Origin of the sequence: Streptomyces zhaozhouensis (assembly GCF_900230195.1) — a bacterium.
Classification (GTDB): Bacteria; Actinomycetota; Actinomycetes; order Streptomycetales; family Streptomycetaceae; genus Streptomyces; species Streptomyces zhaozhouensis.
The window spans coordinates 103,481-130,019 of record NZ_OCNE01000008.1 but is presented as its reverse complement, the minus strand read 5'-3'; the positions used below and the strand labels follow the sequence as shown (position 1 = coordinate 130,019).

Annotated in this window: 21 protein-coding genes; 8 read left to right on the top strand and 13 right to left on the bottom strand. The window is 75.2% G+C overall.

The features are described from left to right. Positions 1 to 59: 59 nt before the first annotated feature. On the top strand, positions 60 to 836 hold the full coding sequence (locus CRP51_RS13675; protein WP_097231440.1) for an SDR family oxidoreductase: 777 nt from the start codon (positions 60 to 62) through the stop codon (positions 834 to 836). Between the two features lie 16 nt (positions 837 to 852). Here the strand turns inward: CRP51_RS13675 and sigJ are convergent, their stop codons facing one another. Continuing rightward, entirely contained in the window at positions 853 to 1,740 is an 888-nt protein-coding gene (sigJ, locus tag CRP51_RS13670; RefSeq protein WP_097231439.1) for an RNA polymerase sigma factor SigJ, read from the bottom strand. A gap of 169 nt (positions 1,741 to 1,909) precedes the next feature. Between sigJ and CRP51_RS13665 the strand changes: the two genes are divergently transcribed. Beyond that, positions 1,910 to 2,554: a GNAT family N-acetyltransferase gene (locus CRP51_RS13665; protein WP_097231438.1), complete on the top strand. Its 645-nt coding sequence runs from the start codon at positions 1,910 to 1,912 to the stop codon at positions 2,552 to 2,554. Positions 2,555 to 2,602: 48 nt separating this feature from the next. Further along, a complete protein-coding gene (locus CRP51_RS29980; RefSeq protein ID WP_097231437.1) occupies positions 2,603 to 3,442 on the top strand; it encodes a hypothetical protein in 840 nt (279 codons plus the stop codon). A 7-nt stretch (positions 3,443 to 3,449) separates the two neighbouring features. Here the strand turns inward: CRP51_RS29980 and CRP51_RS13655 are convergent, their stop codons facing one another. Next, entirely contained in the window at positions 3,450 to 3,911 is a 462-nt protein-coding gene (locus CRP51_RS13655; protein WP_141514600.1) for a hypothetical protein, read from the bottom strand. 102 nt (positions 3,912 to 4,013) lie between these two features. On the opposite strand from CRP51_RS13655, the gene CRP51_RS13650 reads away from it, so the two are divergent. Continuing rightward, the gene (locus tag CRP51_RS13650; protein ID WP_170970546.1) at positions 4,014 to 7,109 is read left to right on the top strand and encodes a CHAT domain-containing protein; all 3,096 of its coding nucleotides are present in this window, start codon (positions 4,014 to 4,016) and stop codon (positions 7,107 to 7,109) included. 112 nt (positions 7,110 to 7,221) lie between these two features. Here CRP51_RS13650 and CRP51_RS13645 read toward each other — a convergent pair whose 3' ends face one another. Then, positions 7,222 to 8,673 carry a S41 family peptidase gene (locus tag CRP51_RS13645; protein ID WP_097231434.1) on the bottom strand — a complete coding sequence of 484 codons (1,452 nt, stop codon included), beginning with the start codon at positions 8,671 to 8,673 and terminating at the stop codon, positions 7,222 to 7,224. 222 nt (positions 8,674 to 8,895) lie between these two features. On the opposite strand from CRP51_RS13645, the gene CRP51_RS13640 reads away from it, so the two are divergent. Continuing rightward, positions 8,896 to 10,575, top strand: a complete 1,680-nt coding sequence (locus CRP51_RS13640) for a DUF885 domain-containing protein (protein WP_097231433.1) — start codon at positions 8,896 to 8,898, stop codon at positions 10,573 to 10,575. Positions 10,576 to 10,646: 71 nt separating this feature from the next. Here the strand turns inward: CRP51_RS13640 and manD are convergent, their stop codons facing one another. From manD to CRP51_RS13610, 6 genes are all read right to left on the bottom strand, one after another. Continuing rightward, a complete protein-coding gene (gene manD / locus CRP51_RS13635) occupies positions 10,647 to 11,870 on the bottom strand; it encodes a D-mannonate dehydratase ManD (protein WP_097231432.1) in 1,224 nt (407 codons plus the stop codon). 33 nt (positions 11,871 to 11,903) lie between these two features. After that, entirely contained in the window at positions 11,904 to 12,746 is an 843-nt protein-coding gene (locus CRP51_RS13630; RefSeq protein ID WP_097231431.1) for a carbohydrate ABC transporter permease, read from the bottom strand. Then, positions 12,743 to 13,678, bottom strand: a complete 936-nt coding sequence (locus CRP51_RS13625) for a carbohydrate ABC transporter permease (protein ID WP_097231430.1) — start codon at positions 13,676 to 13,678, stop codon at positions 12,743 to 12,745. Before CRP51_RS13625 ends, CRP51_RS13630 begins: the two co-directional genes overlap by 4 nt. Continuing rightward, on the bottom strand, positions 13,678 to 15,000 hold the full coding sequence (locus tag CRP51_RS13620) for an ABC transporter substrate-binding protein (RefSeq protein ID WP_097231429.1): 1,323 nt from the start codon (positions 14,998 to 15,000) through the stop codon (positions 13,678 to 13,680). Before CRP51_RS13620 ends, CRP51_RS13625 begins: the two co-directional genes overlap by 1 nt. A 240-nt stretch (positions 15,001 to 15,240) precedes the next feature. Then, positions 15,241 to 16,026: a FadR/GntR family transcriptional regulator gene (locus tag CRP51_RS13615; protein ID WP_097231428.1), complete on the bottom strand. Its 786-nt coding sequence runs from the start codon at positions 16,024 to 16,026 to the stop codon at positions 15,241 to 15,243. 40 nt (positions 16,027 to 16,066) lie between these two features. Then, positions 16,067 to 17,059 carry an SDR family oxidoreductase gene (locus tag CRP51_RS13610; RefSeq protein ID WP_097231427.1) on the bottom strand — a complete coding sequence of 331 codons (993 nt, stop codon included), beginning with the start codon at positions 17,057 to 17,059 and terminating at the stop codon, positions 16,067 to 16,069. A 184-nt stretch (positions 17,060 to 17,243) separates the two neighbouring features. Here CRP51_RS13610 and CRP51_RS13605 point away from each other — a divergent pair, with 184 nt between their 5' ends. Beyond that, positions 17,244 to 17,729, top strand: a complete 486-nt coding sequence (locus CRP51_RS13605; RefSeq protein WP_097231426.1) for an SRPBCC family protein — start codon at positions 17,244 to 17,246, stop codon at positions 17,727 to 17,729. A gap of 21 nt (positions 17,730 to 17,750) precedes the next feature. On the opposite strand, the gene CRP51_RS13600 is transcribed toward CRP51_RS13605, so the two are convergent. Next, complete coding sequence (locus CRP51_RS13600) at positions 17,751 to 19,562, bottom strand: thiamine pyrophosphate-requiring protein (RefSeq protein WP_097231425.1); 1,812 nt, start codon at positions 19,560 to 19,562, stop codon at positions 17,751 to 17,753. A 67-nt stretch (positions 19,563 to 19,629) separates the two neighbouring features. Continuing rightward, complete coding sequence (locus CRP51_RS13595) at positions 19,630 to 20,211, bottom strand: hemerythrin domain-containing protein (protein ID WP_212615903.1); 582 nt, start codon at positions 20,209 to 20,211, stop codon at positions 19,630 to 19,632. Positions 20,212 to 20,381: 170 nt separating this feature from the next. Between CRP51_RS13595 and CRP51_RS13590 the strand changes: the two genes are divergently transcribed. Both CRP51_RS13590 and CRP51_RS13585 read left to right on the top strand, forming a co-directional pair. Continuing rightward, complete coding sequence (locus tag CRP51_RS13590) at positions 20,382 to 21,608, top strand: PP2C family protein-serine/threonine phosphatase (protein ID WP_141514599.1); 1,227 nt, start codon at positions 20,382 to 20,384, stop codon at positions 21,606 to 21,608. A gap of 62 nt (positions 21,609 to 21,670) precedes the next feature. Further along, a complete protein-coding gene (locus tag CRP51_RS13585) occupies positions 21,671 to 22,231 on the top strand; it encodes a cysteine hydrolase family protein (protein ID WP_097231422.1) in 561 nt (186 codons plus the stop codon). A gap of 19 nt (positions 22,232 to 22,250) precedes the next feature. On the opposite strand, the gene CRP51_RS13580 is transcribed toward CRP51_RS13585, so the two are convergent. Beyond that, positions 22,251 to 25,286 carry an AAA family ATPase gene (locus tag CRP51_RS13580; RefSeq protein ID WP_097231421.1) on the bottom strand — a complete coding sequence of 1,012 codons (3,036 nt, stop codon included), beginning with the start codon at positions 25,284 to 25,286 and terminating at the stop codon, positions 22,251 to 22,253. Beyond that, entirely contained in the window at positions 25,283 to 26,437 is a 1,155-nt protein-coding gene (locus CRP51_RS13575; RefSeq protein ID WP_097231420.1) for an exonuclease SbcCD subunit D, read from the bottom strand. The genes CRP51_RS13580 and CRP51_RS13575 overlap by 4 nt, the downstream gene beginning before the upstream one ends. Positions 26,438 to 26,539: the final 102 nt, after the last annotated feature.

Below are 26,539 nucleotides of genomic sequence, written 5' to 3'. Positions count from 1 at the left end.
TTAGGGTCGCTCCCGGACTTGGTCAAGACCAAGGTCCGCGCCCGATCTAGGCTGCGGGGATGACACACGTGAGGCATGACGAGGGGCCCGGCGCACCGGTGACCGTGGTGACGGGCGGCGGACGCGGCATCGGCGCCGCGGTGGCGGTGCGGCTGGCGGAGGCGGGGCACGACGTGGCGATCGGCTGCCGGCGGGACACCGGGGCCGCCGAGGCGGTGGCGGCGCGGGTCGAGGCGGCGGGGCGGCGCGCGGTGGTGGTGGCCGGCGAGGTCAGCGAGGAGGCCGCCGTGGAACGGCTGTTCGCGACGGCCGCCGAGGCGCTGGGCCCGGTGACCGGGCTGGTCAACAACGCGGCGATCACCGGGCCGCTCGGCCGGTTCACCGAGACGCCGACCGAGGTGATGCGGCAGGTGACGGAGGTCAACGTGCTGGGCGCGCTGTGGTGCGCGCGCGCCGCCGCGTTGGCGATGTCGACGCGGCACGGCGGCAAAGGCGGCGCGATCGTGAACGTGTCGTCGGCGGCCGCGACGTTGGGCAGCCCCGGCGAGTACGTGCACTACGCGGCGAGCAAGGCGGCGCTTGACGCGTTGACGGTGGGGCTGTCCAAGGAGCTCGCGCCGGAGGGCGTGCGGGTCAACTCGGTGCAGCCGGGGATGACGTTGACGGACATGCACGCCACGATGGGCGACCCGGAGCGTCCGTGGCGGAAGGCGTCGCAGATCCCGATGGGCCGCCCGGGCCGGCCGGAGGAGGTGGCCGGGGCGGTGGCCTGGCTGCTGTCGCCCGAGGCGGGCTACACGACGGGCACGGTGCTGCGGGTCGCCGGCGGCCTGTGAGGCGCGGGGCGGGTGCTCAGCGCGGGAGATGGGCCAGCTTGTCCGGGTTGGTCACCACGTAGACGCGCTGCACCCGCCCGTCCACCACGTCCAGCAGGAACGCGCCCAGCGGCCCGCGCGGCGTGTGGGCGTAGACGGCGGGACAGCCGTTGAACACGGCGAACCGGGCGACCAGTCCCTCGCTCTCCTTGACGCCCACGCCGGCGAGGAAGCGGCTGACCTTGTCGGCTCCGACGATGACGCGGCGCGGCGCCTTGGCCTGGCCGCCGCTGTCCCCGACCAGGGTGACGTCGGCGGCCAGCGACTCCAGCAGGGCGCCGACGTCGCCGTCGAGGGCGGCGGCGAGAAAGCGCTCCGCCAGCTCGCGCTGGTCGCGGGGGTCGACGGTGTAGCGGGGGCGGCGTTCGGCCATGTGCCGGCGGGCGCGGGCGGCGAGCTGGCGGACGGCCGGCTGGTCGCGGCCGAGGGCCTCGGCGATCTCCGGGTAGCCGACGCCGAACGCCTCGCGCAGCACGAACACGGCGCGCTCCAGCGGGGAGAGCGACTCCATCATCACCAGCACGGCGAACGAGACGGTGTCGGCCAGCACCGCGCGGTCGGCGCCCTCGGGCGCCGGGGTGGGGGCGAGGGAGTCGGTGGGCAGCGGCTCCGGCAGCCAGGGGCCGACATAGGTCTCCCGGCGGGCCGCCTGCTCCCGCATCCGGTCCAGCGCCAGCCGGGTGACGATCCGCACCAGGTAGGCGCGCGGGTCGCGCACCTCGCCCCGGTCGCGCGCCGACCAGCGCGGCCACGCCTCCTGGAGCACGTCCTCGGCGTCGGTGACGCGGCCCAACATGCGGTAGGCGACGCCGAAGAGCAACGTTCGGTGCGCCTGGTACGTCTCCAGAAGGGTGTCGTCCGCCACCGTCCCATCACACCAGGCCGCGTCCGAGCCCGCGCGCCCGGGTCCCCTCGCCGGGACCCGGGGGCCGGGTGCGGCGCGAGGTGCGGTGGTGCCGGTGCGTGAGGCGCCTTTACCCGTCGGTCACAGCTCGTTCGTGACCAGGCAATAACCACAGACGAGAGTGCGGGACATGGATGAGTGGGACACACCGCGACCGACGCTCCACCTCGCGCGCCTGGGGCTGCCCGGGCACGCCGGTGGCTGCCCCTCGGTGCGCGGTCGCGCCGCGTCGGCCGCCGAGGCGGCCCTCACGCGGCACGGAACGGCGCTTACCGAGGCGGCACTGGCCGGCGGTGGGCGCGTGTGGGTGCGAGGAGTCGACGAGGAGGACCTGCCGGCGGCGTTGGCGCTGCACGCGCGCTGCTCGCCCGCGAACCTGGTGCGCCGTTACCCGGGCGGCGCGGGCGAGGCGGACGGCTATCTGCGGCACCTGCTGAACGGGCGGCACGGCCGGAGCGTCGCGGCGCACCTGGACAGCGGGGAGTTGGTGGGGCTCGGGCATGTCCTGTGGGACGGGGCCGAGTCCGAGGTGGCGCTGCTGGTGGCGGACGCGTGGCAGTGCCGGGGAATCGGCGGGGCGCTGGTGGAGACGCTGCTGGCGCTGGCGGTGGCGCGGCGTTCCGAGGGCGTGTACGCGGTGGCCAGGGCCGGGGACGCGGAACTGCTCGGGGCGCTGCGCGCGACGGGGCTACCGTGGACGGAGTCGCCGGAGGACGACGACGCGCTGGTGGTGTCGGCGCGGCTGCCTGGCGGGACGGCGTTCACGGGCGGTTGACGCCGCGCCCACCGGGTAGACCGCTGCCGGTGAGAGAGGGGACGCGCGGTGGGCGCTGCGGGCGAGCTCAGGAAGTCGCTGCTGTACATCGACGGGGAGACCATGCTGCCGCTGGCGTACACGTACGAGCCCGCGGAGGGCGGTTTCCGCACGCTGGGGATGGTGCGGGTGGGCGGGACCGTGCTCATGCGGACGGTGCGTCAGCCGGGGCCGGACACGGCGACGGTGCGGGTGGAGTTCCTGACGCGGGTGCTGGAGGCGCTGTATGTCGCGCCGGGTGCGGCGGTGCGGATCGCGCGGGGCGCGGATCATGTGCGGGCGGACGGCACGTTGGAGCCGAGGCCGCTGGTGCCACCCGGCACACGCCTGTTCCCCGCGGGCACGGTGCCGGCGCTGCTGGTCGGTCTGCTGGTGGGCGGTTGGGTGGTCGGCTGGTACGGGGCGGTGGTCGGCGCGTATGTCGGGGCGGCCACGCTGCCGGACCTGGCGCGGTGCGCCTGGCAGACGGCGCGGGCGCGCAGGGGCCGGGGCGTGGTGCTGGTGCCGGAGGCGGTGGCGGGGCTGCTGATCGCGGCGGGCTCGCTGGCCGGCGCGTTGATCGGCTGTCTGACGGCGGACGAGGGCGCGGACCGGGTGCGCGGGGTGTTCCTGGGGATGGCGGTCGCGGCGCTGGTGCTGTCCCTGGTGGCGACGCGGTTCAGCATGGTGCCGCTGCGCCACCGGACGGGGGCGTGGCTCGGGCCCCTGGTGGTGGGCGCGCAGGCGATGGTGACGCACGCGGTGTGGGCGGACCCGGCGGGGTTGGCGTGCGGGGTGGGCATGGGGATGCTGCTGGCGGCGGGGTTGACGGCGGTGCTGACGGAGCGTCAGGGGACGCCGTCGGGCTGACTGCGCGTCAGTTCGACTGCGGCGGCACGCCGTTGTCACTCGCCACGATGGACCAGGTGGAGGTGGCCGCGTCGTAGCTGACCCGGAAGCGGCCCTCGGTCCGTTCCAGCGTGGCGACGACGTCCCGCAGGCTCGCGGCGGCGGAGGCGGGCAGCCTGGTGGGCATCTCGACGACCAGCCGGCCCCCGTTGGCGACGATCTCCAGCGTCTCGGTGTGGTCGATCCGGGCCTCGATCTCCTTGCGCCGCCTGCGGCCGACGAGCTTGGCGATCTTCGGCCAGACGTCCTCGCCCGCCTTGGTGGCGATGGCGCTGACGAACGGCTGCAACGCGGAGACGACCACGACGGCCGCCGCGAGCTCCACCGGGTCGAACCGTGTGGCCTGGGGCACCGAGCAGTTCCAGCAGTGGGCGGCGGTGCGGCGGTGACCGCACGTCGGGCAGCGGTACTTCGACGATGTCCCGGTCATCCTCGTCTCTCCCCCGTCACCATGGAAGCCCTGGCGCCAGCCTGCCGGGCACGGGGGCGGGGCGCAAGCCGGACGGGGGCCGGACGTCGTCGAGGGGGGCACGTGGAAGAGGAGATGCTGCTGCACCATCAACTGGCGCTGCGCGGCGAGTGGTTGATGGGACGAGCGCGCCATGGCCGCTCGCTGCGGAGGACCCGGGCGGCTCGCCGGGCGTTTCAGCGGGCACTGTCCGTGATGGCCTCTCACCACCCGGACCGCGCGGCGTGCCTGAACAACCTGGGCGTGCTGCTGCGTTGGGAGTTCCGAAGGACCGGCGACGAGGAGCCGCTGGAGCGGCTGCTGGAGGTGAACGCGCGGATCGTGGTGTTCCTGCCGCCCGAGCACCCGGACCGGCGGCGACACCGCCACAACATGCGGGCGTTGCTGGCCGACGTGCTGACCGCCGGGGGGCGTCCCGGGCTGGCGGCCCGGCTGCTGCCGCTGGCCAGGGAGGCGGCGGCCGACGAGGACGCGCGGTCGGTGTCGGGGCCGCTGCTGGCGCACTGCCTGGACGACGCCTACCGGGAGAATGGGGAGCTGTCGGCGCTGCGGGAGATCGTGGAGCTGTGGCGGGCCGCTTCGGCGGCGGGCGCCCCTGACCCCGAGTGGGGCTGGGTCCCGTTTCACGAACTGGGCAGGGCGTCGCGGACCCTCGGGGTGCGCACCGGGGAGCGGGAGTCGCTGGCGGAGGCCGTGGAGTGCGGGCGGCGGGCCGTCCGGCTCTGCCCCGAGGGGAACGCCGGGCGGGCGGGCTGTCTGCGGGAGTTGGCCAACTCGCTGCACGCCGACTTCGTCGACGGCGGCCCGGGCGACGAGGGCGCGTCGGCGCTGCGGGAGGCGGAGGAGTGCGCGCGGGAGGCGGTCTCGGCGGCGCGGGCGGGGAGCGGCGAACGGGCGTCCTGCCTGTCCACGTTGGGCATCGTGCTGCGCGGTCGCTTCGAGACGACGCGGGACCTGGGGGCGCTGCGGGAGGCGGTGCGGGCGTGCCGTGATTCGGTCGCCGGCCTCGCGGCCGACGACCCGCGCCGGCGCGCGCTGTACAACAACCTGAGCGCGGCGGAGCAGGAGTTGTTCAAACGGACCGGTGAGGTGGCCGCCGCGCACCGGGCGGTGGCGGCCTCCCGCGCGGCGATGGCATCCCTGTCACCCCACGACCCGCAGCGCGCGGGGACGTTGAGCGAGCTGGGCAACGCGCTCCATCTGCTGGCGGCGACGCTTCATCCCGGCCTCCCGCCCGGCGAAACCCCCGAGGCGCTCGGCGCGGACGACGTGCCGGTGCTGGTGGAGGCGGTCGAGACGGCGAGGGCGGCGGTCGCGCTGGAGTCGGAGCCCCGGGGACGGGGCGCCGCGCTCACCAATCTGAGCATCGCGGCCCGCACCCTCCACGAACACACCGGGGACCGGGCCGCGTTGGCGGAGGCGATCGAGGGTGCGCGGGAGGCCGCCGCGCTGGGCGGCGGCGCGGACGGGGCGGTCGCGCTCTACACCCTGGTCCAGGCGCTCGCGCGGGTTCCGGCGACGCCCGAGTCGCTGCGCGAGATGCGCCGGTGCTGCGACGCCCTGGCGCGGGGCGCTGCCCCGACCCGGGTGCGGGTCCTGGCGCACCGGTTGCTGGGGCGGACGGCGATGACGGCCGACCCGCCGAGGCCCGATCTGGCGTTGGTCGCCTACGAGCGGGCCGTCGGCTGGCTGCCACGGCTCGCGCCCCGCCGACTGCTGCGCGCCGACCGCGAGTTCGGCCTGGGCGAGTTCGCCGGGCTGCCGGCGGAGGCCGCCTCGGCGGCGCTGGCGCGCGAACAGCCGGAGCGCGCGGTGGTGTTGCTGGAGCACGCGCGGGGCGTGCTGCTGCGCGAGGGGCTCGGGCACGAGGAGGAGCTGGACGCGCTGCGGCGGGTGGAGCCGGCGCTGGCCTCGGAGTTCACCCTGCTGCGGGAGCGGCTCGACGCCTCCGACCGGGCCGGCGCCCATCTCTACGCCGACGGCTTCGCCCCGCCGGTCCCACCGGCCGAGGAGGCCGCACGCCACTCGGAGTGGGCGGACCGTTGGGAGGAGTTGCTGACCCGGGTGCGTCGGCTGCCTGGCCTGGCCGGCTTTCTGCTGCCGCCGACGCCACTGGAGCTGCGCCGGCGGGTCGGCGACCACCCGGTGGTGCTGGTCAACCCGAGCCCGTTCCGCTGCGACGCGTTGCTCCTCACCGCGGACGCGCCGGTGCGGGTCGTTCCCTTGGCCTGCGGGCTGGACGAACTCCGTGCCGTGGCGGAGGACTTCGCGCGCGACGCGGTCGTGGACCGCGAGGGCGCGACGGAAGCGAGGCTGCTGGGGCACCTGGAGTGGCTGTGGGAACGCGTCTGTCGTCCGGTGCTCGACGCGCTCGGCCTGCCGCCGGGGGCGGACGGGGAACCGCCTCGGGTGCGCTGGTGCCCGGTCGGCGTCGCGGCGCGGCTGCCGCTGCACGCGGCGGGTGTGCCGGGTCGGCCTGGCGCCTCCGTGCTGGACCGGGTCGTCTCCTCCTACACCTCGACGGTGGGGGCGCTGCCGTACGGGCCGTCCGGCGCGGGACGGACGGAACGGCGGCTGGTGGTCGTCGAGGTGGCGCGGGCGCCGGGTGCGCGGGCACTGCCGGGCGCGGCGCTGGAGGCACGCCGGCTGGCGGAGCTGATGCCGGGCGTGACCGTGCTCTCGGGCCCGGAGGCCACCCGGGAGGCGGTGCTGGCGGAGCTGCCCCGGCACGAGGTGGCCCACTTCGCCTGCCACGCGGTCACCGACCCCCGTTCGCCGTCCCTCAGCGCCCTGCTGCTGCACGACCACGTCGCGGCGCCGCTGACCGTGCTGGAGCTGGGCGCCGCCCGGGTGGAGCACGGGGCGCTGGCCTATCTGTCGGCCTGCCGGACCGGCGGCGGCGAGGAGCGGCTCGCCGACGAGGCGGTGCACATCGCCTCGGCCTTCCAACTGGCCGGCTACCGCCAGGTCGTGGCCACGCTCTGGCCGGTGGGCGACGGCGACGCCGGCCGCGTCGCCGACGACTTCCACACGGCGCTGGCCGCCGCCGGCACCACGGCCGACGCGGCGTCGCATCTGCACCACGCGGTGCGGGCCCTGCGCGACGACGCCCCGGGGGAGCCGTCCCGCTGGGCCGCCCACTTCGCCCTCGGTGGTTAGGCGGGTGGACAACTGGTCAGCTGACCAGAGGGGCCAGTGGACCGGTGGTCAGCCGGCCCACTGGCCTGTTCCACAACTGGTCAGCTGGTCGGCTGGCCAGTTGGTCCACTGGTCAGCCCGCGTCACCGCCGAGCAGGGCGCGCGCCTCGGTCAGCGCCGAGTCGCGGTGCGCCTCGAACTCCTCGTCGGTGAAGACGGGCGTCGCCACCGCCGGCGGGATGCCCGCGATGTCGAACGTCCGGCCGTCCTCGGTCAGGAACTCCTCGTTGGGCAGCGCGAAGCTCCAACCGCCGGGCAGGGTGCGGTCCAGGGTGTCGGAGAACGATCCCTGGGTGTTCTCCCCGACCAGGGTGACGCCCGGCTCGCGGCCCAGCAGCGACTGGGTGGTGGTCTCCGCGGCGGAGATGGTCAGCCGGGACGTCAGCACGGCCACCGGCCCGTCGTAGGTCGGACCGTCGAACGGCTCGACCCGGATCTCCTGGTCGGGGGTGTGCCCGGCCGGGTCGTCGGGGTCGTTGCGCGCGTGCTTGGTGTAGGCGACGTAGGGACGGTCGGTCAGCCGGGAGGCCACGTGCAGTCCGAGCCGGTCGGAGCCGCCGCCGTTGAACCGCAGGTCGAGAACGAGGCCGCGCAACGCGTCGGGCCCCTCGGTGCGGGCCTCGGTGAACACCTCGTCCAGCGCCCGGTCGAGTTCGGCCACGTCCTCGGCGTAGCCGTCCTCGTCGGTGTAGCCGGTGAAGGAGGTGATCCGCAGGTAGCCGACGCCGTCGGCCATGTCGGCGTAGGAGACCGCGCCGTTCGCCCAACGCCGTTGCTCGGCGCCGACACTCTCGGCGGTGGCCTCCTCGATGCGCTGGATCAGTTCGGCGTCGGGCAGCTCGGTGTCCTCCCGGTGCCCGGCGTAGTAGTCGCCCGAAGGGGAGGCGAGGCTGGTGTGCGCGTCGTGCAGCGGCTCGATCATCTCGCGCAGGAGCGCGAAGAGTTCGTCCTCGGTGGTCTCCTCGGTGACGCGCGGCCGGTACTCCTCGCGCACCGCCTCCCAGTCGACGCCGCGCGCCTCGAAGAACGGGTACTGCTCGGCGTAGGTCTGCCAGAAGACGTCGAACGCCTCGACGGGATCGCCGGCCGGCTCCTCACCGCAGTTCTCCGGCAGCGCCTCCAGGCGGTGGAGCGCCCGGTCCCCGACGCTGTCGGCGAAGCTCCAGCGCGCGCCGTTCGCACCGTCGGGGGTGACGGTGATCGGCGAGGTCTCCTCGCTCGCGAAGGTGACGCCGCCGTCCTCGCCGGGCTCTCCGGCGCGTTCCCCGGTGACCAGGCCGGGCAGGCAGCTGAGCGTGGTGACGTCGTAGGTACGCAGCCTGTCGCCCTCCACCTCGACGAGGGTGCCGTAGCCGTCCGTCGTCCAGACGCCGTCCGGCGAGAACGGCTCCGCGTCGGCGCCCCTGGCGTCGCCGGCGCAGGCCGCGAGCCCGGTGGTGGTGACGGCGAGGGAGAGGGCGAGCAGCGCGGCGCGGCTCCTCGGACGGGCGAGACGGGCGTGGCGGGAGAGACGGGCGGGTGCCATGGAGCGGGGCCTTTCACGTGCGGTCGGGGCCCGCGGGAACCGGGCCCGCCCATGACTCTCCCAGCGGGAGGCGCCCGGCCCCATGGCGTTGCCCACCGTCCCGGGGTGGGGTTTTCCCCACCCGCGCTCTCCGGCCTCCGAGGCCCCCGTCAGGGCAGGGGTGACCGGGCCGTCGGTGGGAACGATGGTGACGTATGTCGACTCCCGTACCAGGATGGCTTCATGGCTGACTCACGCACCCCGCTCCCCCGCCGGCTCGCCGACGCGTACGTCGACGAGCTGGTCGCCCTCGACCCCATCACCGGAACGTTCCTCGGCGATCCGGGGAGTTCGGGCAGACTGCCGGACTTCTCACCACGGGGGATCGAGGCCGAGGCGGAGCTGGCGCGGCGCACCCTCGCCCGGCTCGACGACGCCGAGAGGCTGCCGGGCGCCGACGCCGAGGGCGAGCGGCGCTGCGCGCGGCTGCTGCGGGAGCGGCTGACGGCGGAGTTGGCGGTGGCCGAGGCCGGGGAGCCGCTGCGGGCGATGAGCAGCCTCTACTCGCCGGTGCACTCGATTCGCACCATCTTCCCGTTGACGCCGACCGAGACGGAGGCGGACTGGTCGGCGGTCGCGGCGCGGCTGCGGGCGGTGCCGGAGGCGCTCGCCGGGTACCGGGAGTCGCTGACCGAGGGCCTGGCGCGGGACCTGCCGGCCGGTCCCCGGCAGGTGCGGGAGACGTTGGCGCTGCTGGACGAGTCGCTGAGCGCGCCGGGCGGCTGGTTCGCCGAGTTCGTCGCGCCGGGGCCCGAGGCGCTGCGGGAGGAGCTGACGGCGGCGGCCGGGCTCGCCAACGAGGCGATGGACGGGCTGCGCGCGTGGCTGCGCGAGGAGTACGCGCCCCGGGTGTCCGGGGCCGACGACATCGCGGGGCGGGAGCGGTACGCGCGGTGGGCGCGGTACTGGAACGGCACCGACCTGGACCTGGACGAGGCGTACGCGTACGGCTGGTCGGAGTTCCACAGGCTACGCGCGGAGATGGTCACCGAGGCGGAGAAGATCCTGCCGGGCGCCGACCCGTGGGCGGCGCTGCGCCATCTCGACGAGCACGGCACGGTGGTCGAGGGTGTCGAGGAGGTGCGCGTGTGGTTGCAGCGGATGATGGACGAGGCGATCGCGGAGCTGGACGGCACCCACTTCGAGCTGGCCGACCGGATCAAGCGGGTCGAGGCGCGGATCGCGCCGCCCGGCGGGCCGGCGGCGCCGTACTACACCAGTCCGTCGCTCGACTTCTCCCGTCCGGGCCGCACCTGGCTGCCGACGATGGGCGAGACGCGGTTCCCGGTCTACGACCTGGTCTCGACCTGGTACCACGAGGGCGTTCCCGGCCACCACCTCCAACTGGCGCAGTGGGTGCACGTCGCCGACGAGTTGTCCCGCTACCAGACCACGGTCGGCGGGGTCAGCGCCAACATGGAGGGCTGGGCGCTCTACGCCGAGCGGCTGATGGACGAGCTGGGGTACCTGACGTCGGCGGAGACCCGACTGGGCTACCTGGACTGCCAGATGATGCGCGCGGTGCGGGTGATCATCGACATCGGGATGCACCTGGAGCTGACCATCCCGGAGAACTCGCCGTTCAAGCCGGGTGAGCGGTGGACGCCGGAGCTGGCCGAGCGGTTCTTCCAGCGGCACAGCAGCCGTTCGCCGGAGTTCGTCGCCAGTGAGCTGGTGCGCTATCTGGGGGCGCCGGGGCAGGCCATCGGCTACAAGCTGGGCGAACGGGCCTGGCTGCGGGGCCGGGAGGCGGCGCGGGCGGCGCGGGGCGCCGGGTTCGACGCCAAGAAGTGGCACATGGCGGCGCTGTCGCTGGGCTCGCTCGGGCTGGACGACCTGGAGGCCGAACTGGCCGTGCTCTGAGGCCGCGTCGCGACCCGCCGGGGGCGCGCCCCGGGGCCGTGAGGGCCCGGGAAGCGCCCCCGGCGCGTGGTTCACCAGTCGTGGACGGTGCCGTCCGCGAGCCGGTTGACCGGGAGGTACGCCGGACGGTACGGGTGGGCCGCGGCCAGCTCCTCGTCGAGGGTGACGCCGATGCCGGGCTCCTCGCCGGGGTGCAGGTGACCGTCGGTGAAGGTGTAGGCGTGGCGGAAGACCGCGTGGGTGTCGGCGGTGTGGCCCGAGTACTCCTGGATGCCGAAGTTGTGGACGGCCAGGTCCAGGTGGATCGCGGCGGCCATGCCGACGGGCGAGATGTCCTCGGGCCCGTGGATGGCGCTCTTGATCTGGTACTGCGCCGCGAGGTCGAAGAGCTTCCGCAGCGGGGTGACGCCGCCGAAGTGGGTGACGGCGGAGCGGGCGTAGTCGATCAACTGCTCGGTGAGCAGCGTCTGGTAGTCGTGCACGGTGTTGAGGACCTCGCCGATCGCCAGCGGGGTGGTGGTGTGGTGCCGCACCAGCCGCAGCGCCTGCTGGTTCTCGGCCGGGGTGCAGTCCTCCAGCCAGAACAGGTCGTAGGGCTCCAGGTCCTTGCCGAGCCTGGCGGCCTGGATGGGCGTCAGCCGGTGGTGCGCGTCGTGCAGCAGCGGGAGTTCGGGGCCGAACTCGTTGCGCACCGCCTCGAAGACGCCCGGCAGGTGGCGCAGGTAGGCGGCGGTGTCCCACTCCTCGACGACGGGGCGGGGGCGCTGGTCGAGACGGGTGGCGTTCTCCTGGCCGAGCGCGGGGTCCTGGTGGACGCCGTAGGTGTTGCTCAGGCCGGGGACGCCGATCTGCACCCGGATCGCCTGGTAGCCCTCGGCCCGCCGGGCGCGGATGGAGTCGAACAGCTCGGGCAGGTCGCGGCCGTTGGCGTGGCCGTAGGCGCGCACCCGCTCCCGGCTGGCGCCGCCGAGCAGCTGGTAGAGGGGCAGCCCGGCGACCTTGGCCTTGATGTCCCACAGGGCGACGTCGACGGCGGCTATCGCGGCCATGGTGACCGGGCCGCGGCGCCAGTAGGCGCCCCGGTAGAGGTACTGCCAGGTGTCCTCGACGCGGTGCGGGTCGGCGCCGATCAGCAGCGGCACGACGTGGTCGGTGAGGTAGCTGGCGACGGCGAGTTCCCTGCCGTTGAGGGTGGCGTCGCCGAGGCCGGTGACGCCCTCGTCGGTGGTGATCCGCAGGGTGACGAAGTTGCGGCCGGGGCTGGTGACGACGACCTTCGCGTCGACGATCTTCATGGCTGAGGGGTCTTCCTGGTGGGGTGCGGTGGATCAGCCCTTCGTGGCCCCGGCCGTGAGGCCGGCCACGAGGTATTTCTGACCGATGAGGGCGGCGATCACGACCGGGACGGTCATCAGGCTGGCGGCGGCCATCAGCCCGCCCCAGTCGGTGCTGGCGTAGGAGATGAAGTTGAAGAGGGTGACCGGCGCCGTGCGGGTGTCCTCGTCGGCGAAGATCAGCGCGAACATGAAGTTGTTCCAGCTGGAGACGAACGCCAGCAGCGAGGCGGTCGCGGTGCCGGGCGCCGCCAGCGGCAGGGCGATGCGCCAGAACGCGCCGAAGGCGCTCAGCCCGTCGGTCCTGGCGGCCTCCTCCAGCTCCACCGGAAGCCCCTCGAAGAAGCCGATCATGATCCACAGGATCAGCGGCACCGAGACGAACATGTGGCTGAGGATCAGCACGGTGTAGCTGCCGACCAGTCCCGCCTGGGCGAAGAGGTAGTACCAGGGCACCAGCAGCGAGACGGCCGGCACGATGCGGGCGATCAGCACGACCGAGCCCGTGCGGTGCATCGTGAAACGGCCGACGGCCCACGCGGCGGGCACCGCGAGCAGGGCGGAGAGCGCGGTGGAGACGACGCCCACGATGAGCGAGTTGCGCATCGAGGTGATGATCTCGCCGTCGTCGAGGACGTTGCGCAGGTTCTCCAGCGTCGGGGAGAAGATCAGCCCGACGGTGGGGTCGGTGACCTGGACGTTGGTCTTGAACGCGGCGGCGAACATCCACACGAGGGGCAGCGCGAAGAACAGCGAGACCGCGACGACGGCCGCGCCGCGCAGCCAGCCGAGGGCGCGCCGGCGCCGTGCCGCCCGGGCGGCCAGGTGGGCACTCATGCTTCCTTCCTTCCGGCGCGGCGCCGCAGCAGGACCACGACGGCGATGATGAAGAGGGTGAACAGCACGAGCACCGCGGAGGCGAGCCCGTACTCCTGGTAGTCAAAGGTGAGGCCGTAGGCGTAGACGTTGAGCGTCTCCACCTCGTAGTCCGAGCCGCCTCCCGGGCCCTTGGTGGCGTAGAGGATGTCGAAGGTCTTCAGCGCGTCGACGGACCGCAGCACCAGCGCCGTCATCAGCGTCGGCAGCAGCATGGGCAGCACGACGTGGCGGAAGCGCTGCCAGGGTCCGGCGCCGTCGACCAGCGCCGCCTCCTCGGGCTCCTCCGGCAGCGTGGAGAGGCCGGCGAGCAGCAGCAGCGTCATCATCGGCGTCCACTGCCAGATGTCGATGAACATCAGCGTCGGCAGCGACTGGCTGACCGAGCCGAGGAACTCCTGGGTGGGCAGGCCGAGCGAGTCGAGTATCTGGTTGGCGACGCCGTTGGTCGGGTCGAGGATCAGCAGCCACAGGATGCCGATCGCGACGGGCGTGGTCAGCAGCGGGATGATCAGGATGGTCCGCACCCAGCGCATCCCGCGGAACGCCCTGCGCATCAGCATCGCCAGCGCCAGCCCGAGCGCGGTCTCGACCGCGACCGCGCCGACGGTGAAGACGACGGTGCGCTCGATGGCCGGCCAGAAGCGGCGGGTGTCGGAGAGGGCGTCCTGGAAGTTGCGCAGCCCGACGAAGGAACGGTCGGCGTTGACGGCGCCGAAGGCGTCGGTGAAGCCCAGGTTGAGCGTGAAGAGCAGCGGAAAGACGATCATCAGGCCGACGAACGCCAGGGCCGGGGCGAGCATCGCCCACTTCAGGCGCCGGTTGGCCTGCTCGAACGTGCGCGGGGTGCCGGCGGTCCGCCGGCCGCCGGGCCGCGTCGACGTGGTGGCCATCAGCCCTCCCGGTAGCGGTTGTCGCGGACGAGGAACTCGGCGAACTCGGCGTCCGCGTCGCGGGCCACGCCCGGCACGGACTCGCCGAGGATCCCGGCGACCAGCGGCCGTCCGACGATGTCCCGGGCCCGCGCGACCTGGAGCACCTGCGGCCGGTCGGTGCCGACGCCGCGCTCGGCGCTGATCCGCATGGTCTCGGCGAGTTCCGCGGGGAAGCTGCCGAGGGTCTCGCTGTCCGACCAGGCGGACTCCCGGGCGCCGGGGATGCCCTCGGCCTGGAGCGCGGCGACCATCTCGGGTCCCGAGGCCCAGCGCAGGAACTCCCAGGCGTCGTCGCGCAGCAGGGAGAACTCGTTGATCCCCAGGCTCCAGGACGGGATGTTGTGCGGACGCGCCCCGGCGGGGCCGGCCGGGAACGGGGCGAAGCCGACCAGGTCCTGCACGGTGGAGACGCCGGGGTCGAGGAAGTTGGTGTAGATCGCGTCGGCGTCCACGTAGAAGGCGGCCTTGCCCTGGGCGAAGATCGGCATGGCCTGTTCCAGGCTCATGTTGGTCGCACCGGGCGGGCCGGTCTCGTGCAGCAGCCGGCCGTAGTACTCGTAGGCGGCGATGGCCTCGGGGGTGGCGAGGGCGGAGCGCCCGTCGACGACGAAGTCCCCGCCGAAGGAGTACAGGAAGCTGGACCACTGGCTGACGGCGCCGTTGCGCTGGCCCCGGCCGACGAAGCCGAAGAAGTTGTCGCGGCGGTCGGCGAGTTCGAGGGAGAGCTCCCTCAGCTCGTCGAGCGTGCCGGGCGGCCCGCCGAAGTCCTCGACCAGGTCCCTGCGGTAGTAGAGCGCGGGCCGCTCGGTGACGACGGGCACGCTCAGCACGCTTCCGTCGACGGCGGAGCGCTCGCGCGGCGCCTGCTGGAAGTCGCTCCACCGGTAGCCGGCGTCGCCCTCCACGCGGTCGGTCAGGTCGACCAGCCAGCCGTTGTGCGCGAAGAGCAACTGCTCCTGGAGCGCGCGCACCATCATGACGTCGACGTCGGTGGCCGACGCGTTGAGCTTCACGTTGTAGCTGCTGGTGAGCTGGTCGGCGGTGAGCATGGAGATCGAGACCCGCCGCTTGATGCGGTCCTCGATCTCCTCCAGCCGGTCGGCGATCGCGTGGGACCAGACGTGGTTGATCGCCGTGACGCGCAGCGGCGCGTCGGGGGACGCGGTGCCGCCGCGCGTCGAGCAGGCGCCGAGCGTCGTCCCGCCGACGGCCGCGACCGCCGCGGTGGCGGCCAGCTTGCCGAACGAACGGCGGCTGACCCCCTGGCTGCTCGTGGACATCCTCGTCCTCGACTTTCTGCGTACTCGTGCTTCTTGGTGCGTGTGCGTGCGGATGCGCCCTGGTGTGCGCGGGGGGTCGCGCGGGTGTGCGCGACAAGGTTGGTCCAACTGGTAGGACCAGATGGACCGTAACAGGGCTCCCCCGGCTCTGACCAGCCCCGCTTGCGAAGCGTTACCGGGCGCGGTGGGAGGTCAGCCGGGTGTCATCACCGCGGCGGTCGCGCGGGGGCGTGCCGGCCCTCAGTCCTGGGCGGCGCCCCCGCGCAGCAGGGTGTCGATGTGCTGGCGGGCCATGACGTCCAGGCTGAGGTCGAGGTCGGCGCCGTAGGTGCGCAGCCCGAGGCGGAGGTGTTCCCGCATCCGGGTCCGCGCCGACTCGACGTCGCGGGCCACGATCGACTCCAGGATCTCGGGGTGGTGCGGGACGCCCGGCTCGCCGATCGAGGGGTCGGAGTTGGAGCGGAGCATCATCTCGAACATCATGCCGCCGATCGACGACAGCATGATCCGCAGCACCGGGTTGCCGCTGGCGGCGGCGATCGCGTCGTGGAAGTCGAGGTCGGCGCGGGCCTTGTGGATCACGTCGGTCGCGGTCAGCAGCGCGTCGTTGGCCACCCGCATCGCGTCGAGGTCGGCCGCGGTGGCCCGCTCGGTCGCGAGCCCCACGATCTCGACCTCCAGCGGGATGCGGGCCTCGATCAGATGGCGCACGGTGGGCCGGCCGGCCCGGTAGAGGGCGTCGTAGTTGCGGGCGTGCCCCGGGCTCTGCTCGGCGACGAACGAGCCGCGGCCCGGCGCCACCTCGATCAGGTGCTGGGCCTCCAGCCGCCGCAGCGCCTCGCGGACCACGTTGCGGCTGGCGCCGAAGTGCTCGGCCAGCTCGCGCTCCGAGGGAAGCTTGCTGCCGACGGCGATCTCGCCGGAGCGGATGTCGTGCTCCAACTGGCGTGCGACGCGTTCGGTCAGCAGCCCCCGCTGGGACGAGGAAACCGCACGTCCCGACGGCGACGTGGGCGGGGCGGTCATGACCAGGAGCTTAACAGCAGGCCCGCGCCCGCCTCCCCGGCTACCGGGCGGCGCCCGGCTTCCCGGGCCGCAGCGCGGCGCGGGCGACCCGGTACAGCACCGCCGCGCAGCAGACCGCCGCCAGCCGGCGCGACGCGGTCCTGCGGCGGCCGTGCCAGCCGCCGTGCCGGGCGGCGGGCGGCGAGGAGCGGAAGGCGTTGCCCGTGCTGTCGGCGGCGCCCTCGGTGCGGGAGAGGTGGTGACGGTCCATCTGCCGGGCCAGCAGCCGCTCCGTGGTGCCAGGCAGCGCCGCCGACAGCCACGCCAACGCCCCGGCGGCCGGCCCCACCCACGCCTCGCGCCGGGGCGCGCGCGTGAGGCGCACGATGCGGCGGGCGGCGCGCTCCGGCGAGTAGACGGGGGCGAGCGGCCGGACGGCGCGCCCCGAGTAGTTGGCGGCCCTGGCGAAGAACGGGGTGTCCATCGAGGCCGGCAGCACGGTGCACACATGGACGTCGCGGCAGCCGTCGAGCCTGAGCTCCTGCCGCAGGGCGCCGCCCAGGGCCCGCACCGCGCTCTTGGCCACGACATAGGCGCTGTTGAGGGGGACCGGAGCGGCGCCGACGGCCGAGGAGACGTTGACCAGGGTGCCGGTGCCCTGTTCCCGCATGACCCGGAGGGCGGCGCGCGCCCCGTGCACGCACCCCATGACGTCGGTATCCAGCACCCGGCGGAAGACCTCGGGCGGGACGCTGTGCAGCGACCCGAAGGCGGCCACCGCCGCGCAGTTGACCCACACGTCGATCCGGCCGTACGCGGCGACGGCCCGGCGGGCCAGCTCCTCGACGGCGGCGGCGTCCGTGACGTCGGTGACGACCACCAGCGCGTCCGCCCGCCCCCGGCGTCGGCAGCGGCGGGCGACCTCCTCCAGCGCCGCGCCCCGCCGGGCCGCCAGCACCACCGCGCAGCCCCGGGCGGCGAACCGCTCGGCGCAGGCGCGGCCCACCCCGCTGCTGGCCCCCGTGATGACCACGACTCTCTTCCGCGTCCGCATCCTGGCTCCCGTCGCGCGTACCGGCCGTCCTTCGCCCGGCGGCCCTCGGACTGCCGGGCCGCGGGAAAGGTGGTTACCTGCCAAGAAGTAGCGCGTTCTCCGGCGGCACCGGAGGACCGGCCCGCGCGTGCGGCGCGTCGCCGGGGTGCCCGCCCGGATCCGGACGAGGCGCTCGGGAGTGAGCATGGCCGTACGGCACCACCTGGTCTTCCGTCCGCCCCCCGCCGTGTGGCGGGTGCTGGAGGACCCGCGCCGGTACGCGGAGTGGGTGGTCGGCACCCGCGAGTCGGCGCCGGCCGTCGACACCTGGCCCGAGGTCGGCTCGGCGCTGGCGTACACGGTGCGGCTGGGCCGCCACGACCTGCACGGGCGGACCTGGGTCCGGCGCTACGAACCGCCGCACGTCCTGGAGTTGGAGGCGGACAGCGGCCCGCTCGGCACCGCGCGCATCGCGCTGGAGATCCGCCGCTGGGGGCGGAACACCCTGGTCATCATGGAGGAGCATCCGCTGCGCGGCCTGGGCGGGCGGATGCACAACGTGGTGCTGGACGCCGCGCAGCAGCTCCGGCACCGGGGGATGCTGGCCCGGCTGGCGCGGCTGGTCGAGGAGCTGACGCCCGAGGAGCCCCCCGAGGCGGAACGGCGGCCCCCGCCGCGCCCCCGGGCGTGAGGCCGCCGCGTCCGCCGCCCCTCAGCCGTCGCCGCCGTCCCGGTGCCGCCGGCCCGGCAGATAGTCCTGGAGCTTGGCCTTGACGCCCTGCCGCAGCACGGCGCCGCGGTCGCCGTCGCCCCTGGCCAGCGACTTCGCGGTCGCGGACGCCTGCTCCCAGCTGGCGTGCGGCGGGATGGGCGGCACCGACGGGTCGGTGAGGAACTCCACCACGGCCGGCCCGTCGGCGGCCAGCGCGCGCCGCCAGCCGTCCTCGACATCCGCCGGCTTCTCCACCCGGATGCCCTCCAGCCCCAGCGAGCGGGCGAAGTCCGCGTAGCGGACGTCCGGCAGCGACTGGGACGCCTCGAACCGCGGCGCGCCGCCCATCGCGCGCAGCTCCCAACTGACCTGGTTGAGGTCCCGGTTGTTCCAGACGGCGACCACCAGGCGCGGGTCGCTCCACTCGTGGCGGTACCGGGCCGCCGTGACCAGCTCGGCCAGCCCGTTCATCTGCATCGCCCCGTCGCCGACGAGCGCGATCGCCGGCCGGTCCGGCATCGCGAACTTCGCCGCGATCGCGTAGGGCACCGCGCAGCCCATGGAGGCGAGGGTGCCCGAGAGGGAACCGCGCATCCTGCCGCGCATCCGGACGTGCCGGGCGTACCAGTTGGCCACCGAGCCGGAGTCCGCCGTCAGGACGGCGTTCTCCGGCACCAGCCGGTCCAGGCAGTGGGCGACGTACTCGGGGTTGACCGGGTCGGCCTCGACCTCGGCGCGCCGCGCGAGCACGTCGTACCAGCGCTCGACCGCCTTCTCCATCGACGTGCGCCAGCGCTCGCCGTTCTCGCTGGGCCGCAGCCTGGGCAGCAGCCTCCGCAGGGTGTCGCGGGCGTCGCCGACGAGGTTGACCTCGTACGGGTAGCGCATCCCGATCTGGTGCGGGTCCAGGTCGATCTGCACGGCCCTGGCCTGGTCGTACTCGGGCAGGAACTGGCTGTAGGGCAGGCTGGAGCCGACCGTCAGCAGGGTGTCGCAGTCCCGCATCAGCTCGTAGCTCGGGCGGGTGCCCAGCAGTCCGATCCCGCCGGTCACCCCGGGCAGCGTGTCGGGCAGCACGTCCTTGCCCAGCAGCGCCTTGGCAATGCCGGCCTGGAGCACGCGCGCCGTCTCCACGACCTCGTCGGCGGCGCCCGCCGCGCCCTGGCCGACGAGCATCGCGACCTTCTCCCCCGCGTTCAGCACCTCGGCGGCGCGGTCCAGCGCGGCCTCGTCGGGCGTGGCGGTCCAGCCGGAGGCGCCGATGCTGGAGGGCACCATCTTGAACGCGTGCCCCGGCGGCGTGTAGTCGAGGTCCTGCACGTCGGCGGGGATGATCACGGCCGTGGGCGCCCGCAGGGCACGGGCGGTGCGCAGGGCACGGTCGAGGACGTTCGGCAGCTGCTCGGGGACGTTGACGACCTCCAGATACGCGGAGGCCACGTCCTTGAAGAGCGTGTGCAGGTCGATCTCCTGCTGGTACGAGCCGCCCATCGCCGAGCGCGCGGTCTGCCCCACCAGGGCGACCACCGGGACGTGGTCGAGCTTGGCGTCGTAGAGGCCGTTGAGCAGGTGGACGGCACCGGGGCCCGAGGTGGCGGCGCACACCCCGACACCGCCGGAGAACTTCGCGTACCCCACCGCCTGGAACGCCGCCATCTCCTCGTGCCGCGCCTGGAGGAACCGCGGCCGGTCCCCGGCCCGTTCCCAGGCGGCGAGCAGGCCGTTGATGCCGTCGCCCGGGTAGCCGAAGACATGGCTGACGCCCCACTCCCGCAGCCGGTCCAGTACGTGGTCGGCGACCTTCTCCGTCATGCCGGTGCTCCTCCTGTGCGGGCCGGCGGGCCCGTGCGGCACGGGCCCGCCGGGGGTGGGTGCGGTTTCAGGCGCCGTCGCGGCGCAGCGAGTCCCTGACCCGGTCCGTCATGGCGGCGAAGGGGCCGACGGCCCACTGGGCCGCGGGCGAGCCGGCCGTGCTCGGGTGGGGGTGGGTGGGCGCCATCCGCTCGGCGGCCAGCAGCCGCCGCCCCATCCGGAGGCGTTCCTCCTGTGAGCAGGAGTCCAGGATGGAGGGGAACTCGTCGCGCTCCTCGGCGTCGGCGTGGTCGGAGACGGCCCGCTCGAACTCGTCGAACCGCACGTCGAACTCGGCGTTGTCCACGCCCATCTTCTCCAGCTCCGCGAGGACCTGGTTGGCCTCGTGCTCCTCCTCGTTCCTGGCCTCGGCCTCCCGCTTGCCGGCCACCCGTTTCGCGACGGGGCGCAGGATCATCTCCTCCGCCGTCTCGTGCACCGCGAGCAGGGCGCGCAGCCGGTCGAACTCCTCCTGCCTGCGGGTTCCCTCGGCCACCCGGACCTCGCTGAACCCGTCGCGGATGCGGGCGTGCTGGGCGAGCAGCACGCCGACGATGTCCTCGTCCTCCAGGCGCGCCGCCGCGGCGCGTTCGCTTCCTGCGTCACCCAACGTGATCATCTCCTCCTGCTGGCACGCCGGCCGCCGGCGCGTGCCCGCCCACGGCGACCTCGTCTCGGCCCTCCCGGGTAACCGCGCCGGCCCCCGGGGAAACGGGTCGGGGCGGTCGGGCCGCCGCCCTGCGAGGTCAGGCGACGGGTGGCACGATGGGACGGGGGTCGGTGACGGCCTGTTCCGAGGCGGTGGTGGCGATGGCCCGTTCCGAGGAGGGGCAGGGCACACTGGCCCTGCTGCTGGAGCGGATGCACGAGGTGGAGCCGGAGCGGCTGCCCGCGTTGTTCAACGCGCACGTCGGGGCGCTGGGGCTGCGGGCCGTCGACATCCTCCTGGCGGACGTGCGGCAGCAGGCCCTGATCTCCCTTCCTCACGAGCCGGGCCGGCCGCCCGAGCGGCTCCCCGTCGACACCAGCGAGGCCGGCCGGGCCTACCGCACCGGTGCCATGGAGACCGGGGAGCACCCGGACGGCGGGCTCACCCTGTGGCTGCCGCTGATCGACGGCGTCGAGCGGATCGGCGTCCTCGGCATCCGCACCGACGTCCTGGACCGGCCGACGCTGCGCGTCTGCCGCGCCCTCGCGTCGCTGATCGCGCTGGCCGTCGTCTCCAAGTCCCACTTCAGCGACGCTTTCCCCCGGGTGCGCCGCAGCGAGCGGATGAACATGCCGGCCGAGATGGTGTGGGCCTATCTGCCGCCGCGGACCATGGGCACCGACCAGGTCACCTCGTCCGCGGTGCTGGAACCCGCCTACGACCTGGGCGGCGACTCCTTCGACCACTCGCTGCTCGACGGGGACCTGCACGTGTCGGTGCTGGACGCCATGGGGCACGACCTGTCCTCGGGGCTGGCCTCCACCGTCGGCATGGCCAGCTGCCGCAACATCCGCCGGGACGACGACGCGACCGACCTGAGCCGGATCGCCCGGAGCATCGACTCCCATCTGGCCCACTGGCTGCCGGACCGGCACCTGACCGGGATCCTGTGCCATCTGCGCGTCGCGGACGGCCTGCTGCGGTGGGTCAACTGCGGTCACCCGCCCCCGCTGCTGCTGCGCGGGCAGCGGGTGCTGGCCGAGGCGATGACCAGCGAGCCCCAGGTGCCGATGGGGATGGGGCACCGGCTGGGGCAGGCGGAATGGCGCACGGACAGCATCCAGCTGGAGCCGGGCGACCGCGTGCTGCTGCACACCGACGGCGTCACCGACGCCAAGAACGCCACGGGTGTCCGCTTCGGGGAGGAGCGGTTCACCGAGTTCGTCCTGCGGGCCGTCGCGGCCGGGGAGCCGGCCCCCGAGGCCCTGCGCCGGCTGATCAGGGCCATCCTCGTCCACCAGCGCGACCGGCTGAGCGACGACGCGACCATCCTGATGTTCGAGTGGCATCCCACGTGAGCCGGGCGGGCGGGCCCGCCGGCGGCGGTTGGGGGACGGCGGCCCCGGGCACCCGAGGGGCCATGGCGCGACACACGTCACCGCGGGTCACGGCCCTCGTGGTCATCGACATGATCAACACCTACGACCACCCCGACGCCGAGCCGCTCATGGCCTCGGTGCGCCGCGCGCTGCCGGCGATGGTCGGGCTGATCGACCGGGCGCGCCGGGCGGGCGTGCCGGTGCTCTACGTCAACGACAACTTCGGCCGCTGGCGCTCCCACCACGGCGAACTGATCGACCGGGCGCTGGACGGCCCGCACGCGGACCTGGTGACGCCGGTGCGGCCCGACGACGACTCGCTGTTCGTCGTGAAGGCGCGGCACTCGATCTTCTACCAGACCCCGCTGGACCACCTGCTGTCCGAACTCGGCGTCTCCCGACTGGTGTTGTGCGGTCAGGTGACGGAGCAGTGCGTGCTGTACTCGGCGTTGGACGCGCATATCCGGCACCTGGAGGTGGCCGTCCCCCGGGACGCGGTCGCGCACATCCATCCCGGGCTGGCCGAGGCCGCGCTGGAGATGATGGAACGCAACATGGGCGCGGAGGTCGCCGACGCCCGCGCGCTGTCGTGCGACGGCTGAACCGTGCGGCGGGAGCGGCTCACGCGCCGGCCGGGTGGTCGCGGTGGCGGACGGTGGAGCCGCGGCGGGTCTTGAGGATCTCCAGCTGGCTGGGGACGCGGGCGCGCAGGTCGGGGACGTGGCTGACGATGCCGACGTGCCGGTCGTGCTCGCGCAGGCCGTCCAGCACGTCGAGCACCTCGTCCAGGGACTGCTCGTCGAGGCTGCCGAAGCCCTCGTCGACGAAGAGGGTCTCCAGCCGGCGGCCCCCGGCCTCGGCGGAGACCACGTCGGCGAGGCCGAGGGCGAGCGCCAGGGAGACGAAGAAGGACTCGCCGCCGGAGAGCGTGGCGGTGTCCCTGGCGCGGCCGGTCCAGGCGTCCAGGACGTTCAGCCCCAGGCCGGAGCGGGCGCGGTGGGCGGCGCGGGCGTCGGAGTGGACCAGGGCGTAGCGGCCGGCGGACATCCGGCGCAGCCGGACGGTCGCGGCCTCGGCGACCTGCTCCAGCCGGGCGGCCAGCACATAGGTCTCCAGCCGCATCCGGTACTCGTTCTGCGGGGAGGTGCCGGCGGCCAGCCCCGCGATGCCGGCGATGCGCCGGCTCTCCTCCCGGAGGGGGGCCAACGCGCTGGTCTCGGCAGCCAGTTCCTCGCCGAGGGCGTCGAGCTCGGCGCACCGCCGGCGGGCCGTGGCCGCGGCAGAGGCGGCGGCGCGCAGCCGGGCGGTGGCCGTCCCCAGGGCGGCCTCGCTGGCGGCCGGGTCGGCCCCCGGCCCCTCGGCCGCCGCCAGCACGCGCGGGTCGGACAGCCGCGCGGCGACCTCGGCCTCCTCCGCGCGCCAGCGCTCCAGCCGCTCCTCGGCCGCCCGCCGCTCCCCGGGGGCGAGGGCCGCCGCCCCGGCCTCGGCGGGGGTGGCGAAGCCGGCCTCGTAGGCGGCGTCGGCGCAGCGGGCGTCGGCGGCCTTGGCGCGGGCCGCCGTCTCCTCGGCCGCCTGGGCGGTCGCGCCGGCCGCCGCGAGCGCCTCGGCGCGCCGACGCAGGGCGGCGGCGCGGGCGGCGACGCTGGGGGCTCCGGCGCGGGCGCGGGTGAGCTCGGCGGCGAGGGCGGCGCGTTCGCCGGCGAGGGCGGCCGCGCGGGCGGCGTCGGCGGCCAGCGCCCGCTCGGCCGCGCGGCGCGTCTCGGTCAGCTCGGCGTGGGTGCGCTCGGCGCGCTCCAGCGCGGCGGCCGCCGCCGGCTCGGCGGCGGACTCCTCGCGGGCGGCGTCCCGCTCGGCCGTCGCCTCGGCCAGCTCGGCGGCGAGCTCCCCGGCCGAGCGGTCGCCCGCGGCGGCCAGGGCCGCGGCGTGCTCGGCCTCCCGCGCGGCGACCCGGCGTTCGGCCTCGTCCCTGGCGGCCTCGGCCGCGCCGTGGGCGGCGCGGGCGGCCTCCTCGGCGGCCGGGTCGACCGGGTCGGCGCCGGGCGGCGCGGGCGCCGGGTGCTCCCGGGCGCCGCAGACGGCGCACGGCTCGCCGGGGCTGAGCCCGGCGGCCAGCTCGGCGGCGATGCCGGCCAGCCTGCGGTCCTTCAGCCGCAGCCAGTGGTCGAACGCGTCGGCCGCCCGCTCGCGCGCCCCGAGCGACGCGGCGCGCGCCTCCGCCGCCGCCTCGGCCAGCGCGTCCCGCCGCTCGGCGGCGCGCGCCCGGCGCCCGGCCTCGGCGACGCGCTCCCCGAGCCGGGGCAGGGCGGCGCCCGCGGCCCTGGCGCGCTCGCGGCGCTCGCGCAGCCGCTCGGCGGCGGCGGGCCAGTCGGCAAGCCGGGCGTCGGCGTCCTCGATGACGGCGCGCCGCTCGCCCTCGGCGGCGGCGAGCCGGGCCAGCTCGGCGGCCAGCGCCTCCGCCCGCTCCTCGGCGGCCCGCGCGGCGGCCAGCTCGCCGAGCCGGGTCCGCGCCTCGCGCTCACCGGCGGCGAGGGCGGCGGCCGGCGCCTCGGCGAGCTCCGCGCCGTCCGGCTCCGCGTCGAGCAGCGCGGCGCGGGCCTCGCGGGCGGCCTCGACCGCCGCGCGGTGCTCCTCGGCCGCCGCCTCGCGCAGCCGCAGCGCCGGCGCCACCGCGTCGGCCGCCCTGGCGCGCTCCAGCCGCGCGCGCGTCGCCTCCCGCTCGGGGTGGCGCCGGCGCAGCGCCTCGGCGCGCTCGGTCGCCTCGGCGTGGGACCGGCGCAGTCGGGCCCGCTCCACGGTCTCGGTGTGCCGCTCCTGCGCGCGGGCGTGGGCGGCCTCGGCCGCCGCCAGCGCCTGGGCGGCGACCGCCGCGCGCTCCCGCGCGCCGGAGCGCGCCAGGGCGGCGAACTCCAGGACGGCGTCCGCCAGTCCGGGGTCGCCGGCGGAGAGCTCGGCCCACCGGTGGTCGGCCAGCTCGGGGTCGTCACCCGCGGCCTGGCGCACCCGGTGGCCTGCGGCCAGCAGGCGCGCGTCGCCGGTGCCGACCCGTTCGGCGGCGCGGGCGCGGCGCTCGGCGAGGTGGTCCTCGGCGGCCCGGAACCTGCGGGTGTCGAAGAGCCTGCCGAGCAGCTTGGCGCGGTCCTCGGCGCCGGCGCGCAGGAACCGCGCGAAGTCGCCCTGGGGCAGCAGCACCACCTGGCAGAACTGGTCGCGGTTCATGCCGAGCACCTCGCCGACCTCGCGGGCGATCTCCTGGTGCGAGCCGCTGAGCGCCGTCCAGGGGCCGTCGGGGGTGCGGCGTTCGCGCAGCAGGCTCCTGGCGCGCTCGCGGGTGGTGCCGCCGCCCCTGCGCTTGGGGCGCTGCTGCTCGGGGCTGCGGGTCAGCTCCCAGCGGCGGCCGGCGACGGTGAGTTCGAGGACGACCTCGGTGGGCGTCCCCGGGTCGGCGTGGTCGCTGCGCAGCGCGTGGACGCTGCCCTGGCGGGCGCCGGGGACGGAGCCGTAGAGCGCGTAGGCGACGGCGTCCAGCACGGAGGTCTTGCCGGCGCCGGTCGGTCCGTGCAGCAGGAAGAGGCCGCCGCCGGCGAGCCGGTCGAAGTCGATCCGCTGGGTGCCGGCGAAGGGGCCGAACGCCGTGACGGTCAGCGCGTGCAGCCTCATCCCTCTCCCTCCCGCAGCCGGGCGGCGGTCAACGCCGAGCGCAGCGCGGCCCGTTCGGCGCCGTCGGGGCCCTGGCCGCCGCGGACGTGGGCGACGAAGTCCTCGGCGATCTGCTCGTCGGTGCGCCCGTCGAGCCGCCCCGCGTAGCCGGTGGCCTCGGCGCCGGGAGGCCGTTCCGGCTCGAAGAGCAGGCTGACGGCGTGCGGAAAGCGGGCGGCGAGCCGGGCCATGGGCTCCTCGGGGCGGACCGGGTCGGTGAGGGTGGCCTCGACGAACGCGTCCTCGTGCGGGGCGAGTCCCGGGTCTTCCAGCAGCGTCTCCAGGCGTCCGCGCAGCCGGGCGAGCGGCCGGCCGGCGGGGCAGTCGACGCGCTCGGCGCGCACCGCTCCGGCGGCGTCGAGGTCGACCAGCCACACGCTCTTGCGGTGGCCGGCCTCGGAGAAGGAGTAGGGCAGCGGGGAGCCGGAGTAGCGGACCCGCTCGGTGAGGGTCTGGCAGCCGTGCAGGTGGCCGAGGGCGGTGTAGTGGGCGCCGTCGAAGGTGGCGACGGGCACGGCGGCGACCCCGCCGACGGTGATGTCCCGTTCGCTGTCGGAGGGTTGACCGCCGGTGACGAAGGCGTGCGCCAGCACCACGCAGCGGGTGCCCGCGGGGCGGGCGGCGAGGTCGGCGCGGACGCGCTCCATCGCGGCGCCCAGCACCGCCGCGTGCCGGGGGGCCTCGGCGCCGAGCGTCTCGCGGGTGAGCGTCGGCTCCAGGTAGGGCAGCCCGTAGACGGCGACCGGGCCGTGCGCGTCGTCCAGCAGGGCGGGGGTGGCGCACTCCTCGGGCCGGGTGCGCAGATGGACGCCGGCGCGGGCCAACAGCCGTCCGCCGACGCCGAGTCGGTGCGGGGAGTCGTGGTTGCCCGAGATCATCACGGTGGGCACGCCGAGCCCGGCGAGTCGGTGCAGCGCCTCGTCGAAGAGCCGCACGGCGGCCAGCGGGGGCACCGCCCGGTCGTAGACGTCCCCGGCGACGAGCACGGCGTCGACCCGCTCGGCGCGGGCGACGGCGACCAGATGGTCGAGGAACGCCTCCTGCTCGGCGAGCAGACCCACCCGGTGGAAGGTGCGGCCCAGATGCCAGTCGGAGGTGTGCAGGAACCTCACCCGCGCACCGCCGCGCCGTGCCGCCGTGTCATCCGCCCGCGCCTCCCGTCCCGGTCACCGGGCCGGCCCCGGTGGCATGGCGCCCAAGTCTGCCACCGGGGT

Coding starts and splice junctions, on each gene's coding strand:
- CRP51_RS13675 (WP_097231440.1), top strand. CDS start 60: ATGACACACGTGAGGCATGACGAGGGGCCCGGCGCACCGGTGACCGTG.
- CRP51_RS13665 (WP_097231438.1), top strand. CDS start 1,910: ATGGATGAGTGGGACACACCGCGACCGACGCTCCACCTCGCGCGCCTG.
- CRP51_RS13655 (WP_141514600.1), bottom strand. CDS start 3,911: ATGACCGGGACATCGTCGAAGTACCGCTGCCCGACGTGCGGTCACCGC.
- CRP51_RS13645 (WP_097231434.1), bottom strand. CDS start 8,673: ATGGCACCCGCCCGTCTCTCCCGCCACGCCCGTCTCGCCCGTCCGAGG.
- CRP51_RS13640 (WP_097231433.1), top strand. CDS start 8,896: ATGGCTGACTCACGCACCCCGCTCCCCCGCCGGCTCGCCGACGCGTAC.
- manD (WP_097231432.1), bottom strand. CDS start 11,870: ATGAAGATCGTCGACGCGAAGGTCGTCGTCACCAGCCCCGGCCGCAAC.
- CRP51_RS13630 (WP_097231431.1), bottom strand. CDS start 12,746: ATGAGTGCCCACCTGGCCGCCCGGGCGGCACGGCGCCGGCGCGCCCTC.
- CRP51_RS13625 (WP_097231430.1), bottom strand. CDS start 13,678: ATGGCCACCACGTCGACGCGGCCCGGCGGCCGGCGGACCGCCGGCACC.
- CRP51_RS13620 (WP_097231429.1), bottom strand. CDS start 15,000: ATGTCCACGAGCAGCCAGGGGGTCAGCCGCCGTTCGTTCGGCAAGCTG.
- CRP51_RS13615 (WP_097231428.1), bottom strand. CDS start 16,026: ATGACCGCCCCGCCCACGTCGCCGTCGGGACGTGCGGTTTCCTCGTCC.
- CRP51_RS13610 (WP_097231427.1), bottom strand. CDS start 17,059: ATGCGGACGCGGAAGAGAGTCGTGGTCATCACGGGGGCCAGCAGCGGG.
- CRP51_RS13605 (WP_097231426.1), top strand. CDS start 17,244: ATGGCCGTACGGCACCACCTGGTCTTCCGTCCGCCCCCCGCCGTGTGG.
- CRP51_RS13600 (WP_097231425.1), bottom strand. CDS start 19,562: ATGACGGAGAAGGTCGCCGACCACGTACTGGACCGGCTGCGGGAGTGG.
- CRP51_RS13585 (WP_097231422.1), top strand. CDS start 21,671: ATGGCGCGACACACGTCACCGCGGGTCACGGCCCTCGTGGTCATCGAC.
- CRP51_RS13580 (WP_097231421.1), bottom strand. CDS start 25,286: ATGAGGCTGCACGCGCTGACCGTCACGGCGTTCGGCCCCTTCGCCGGC.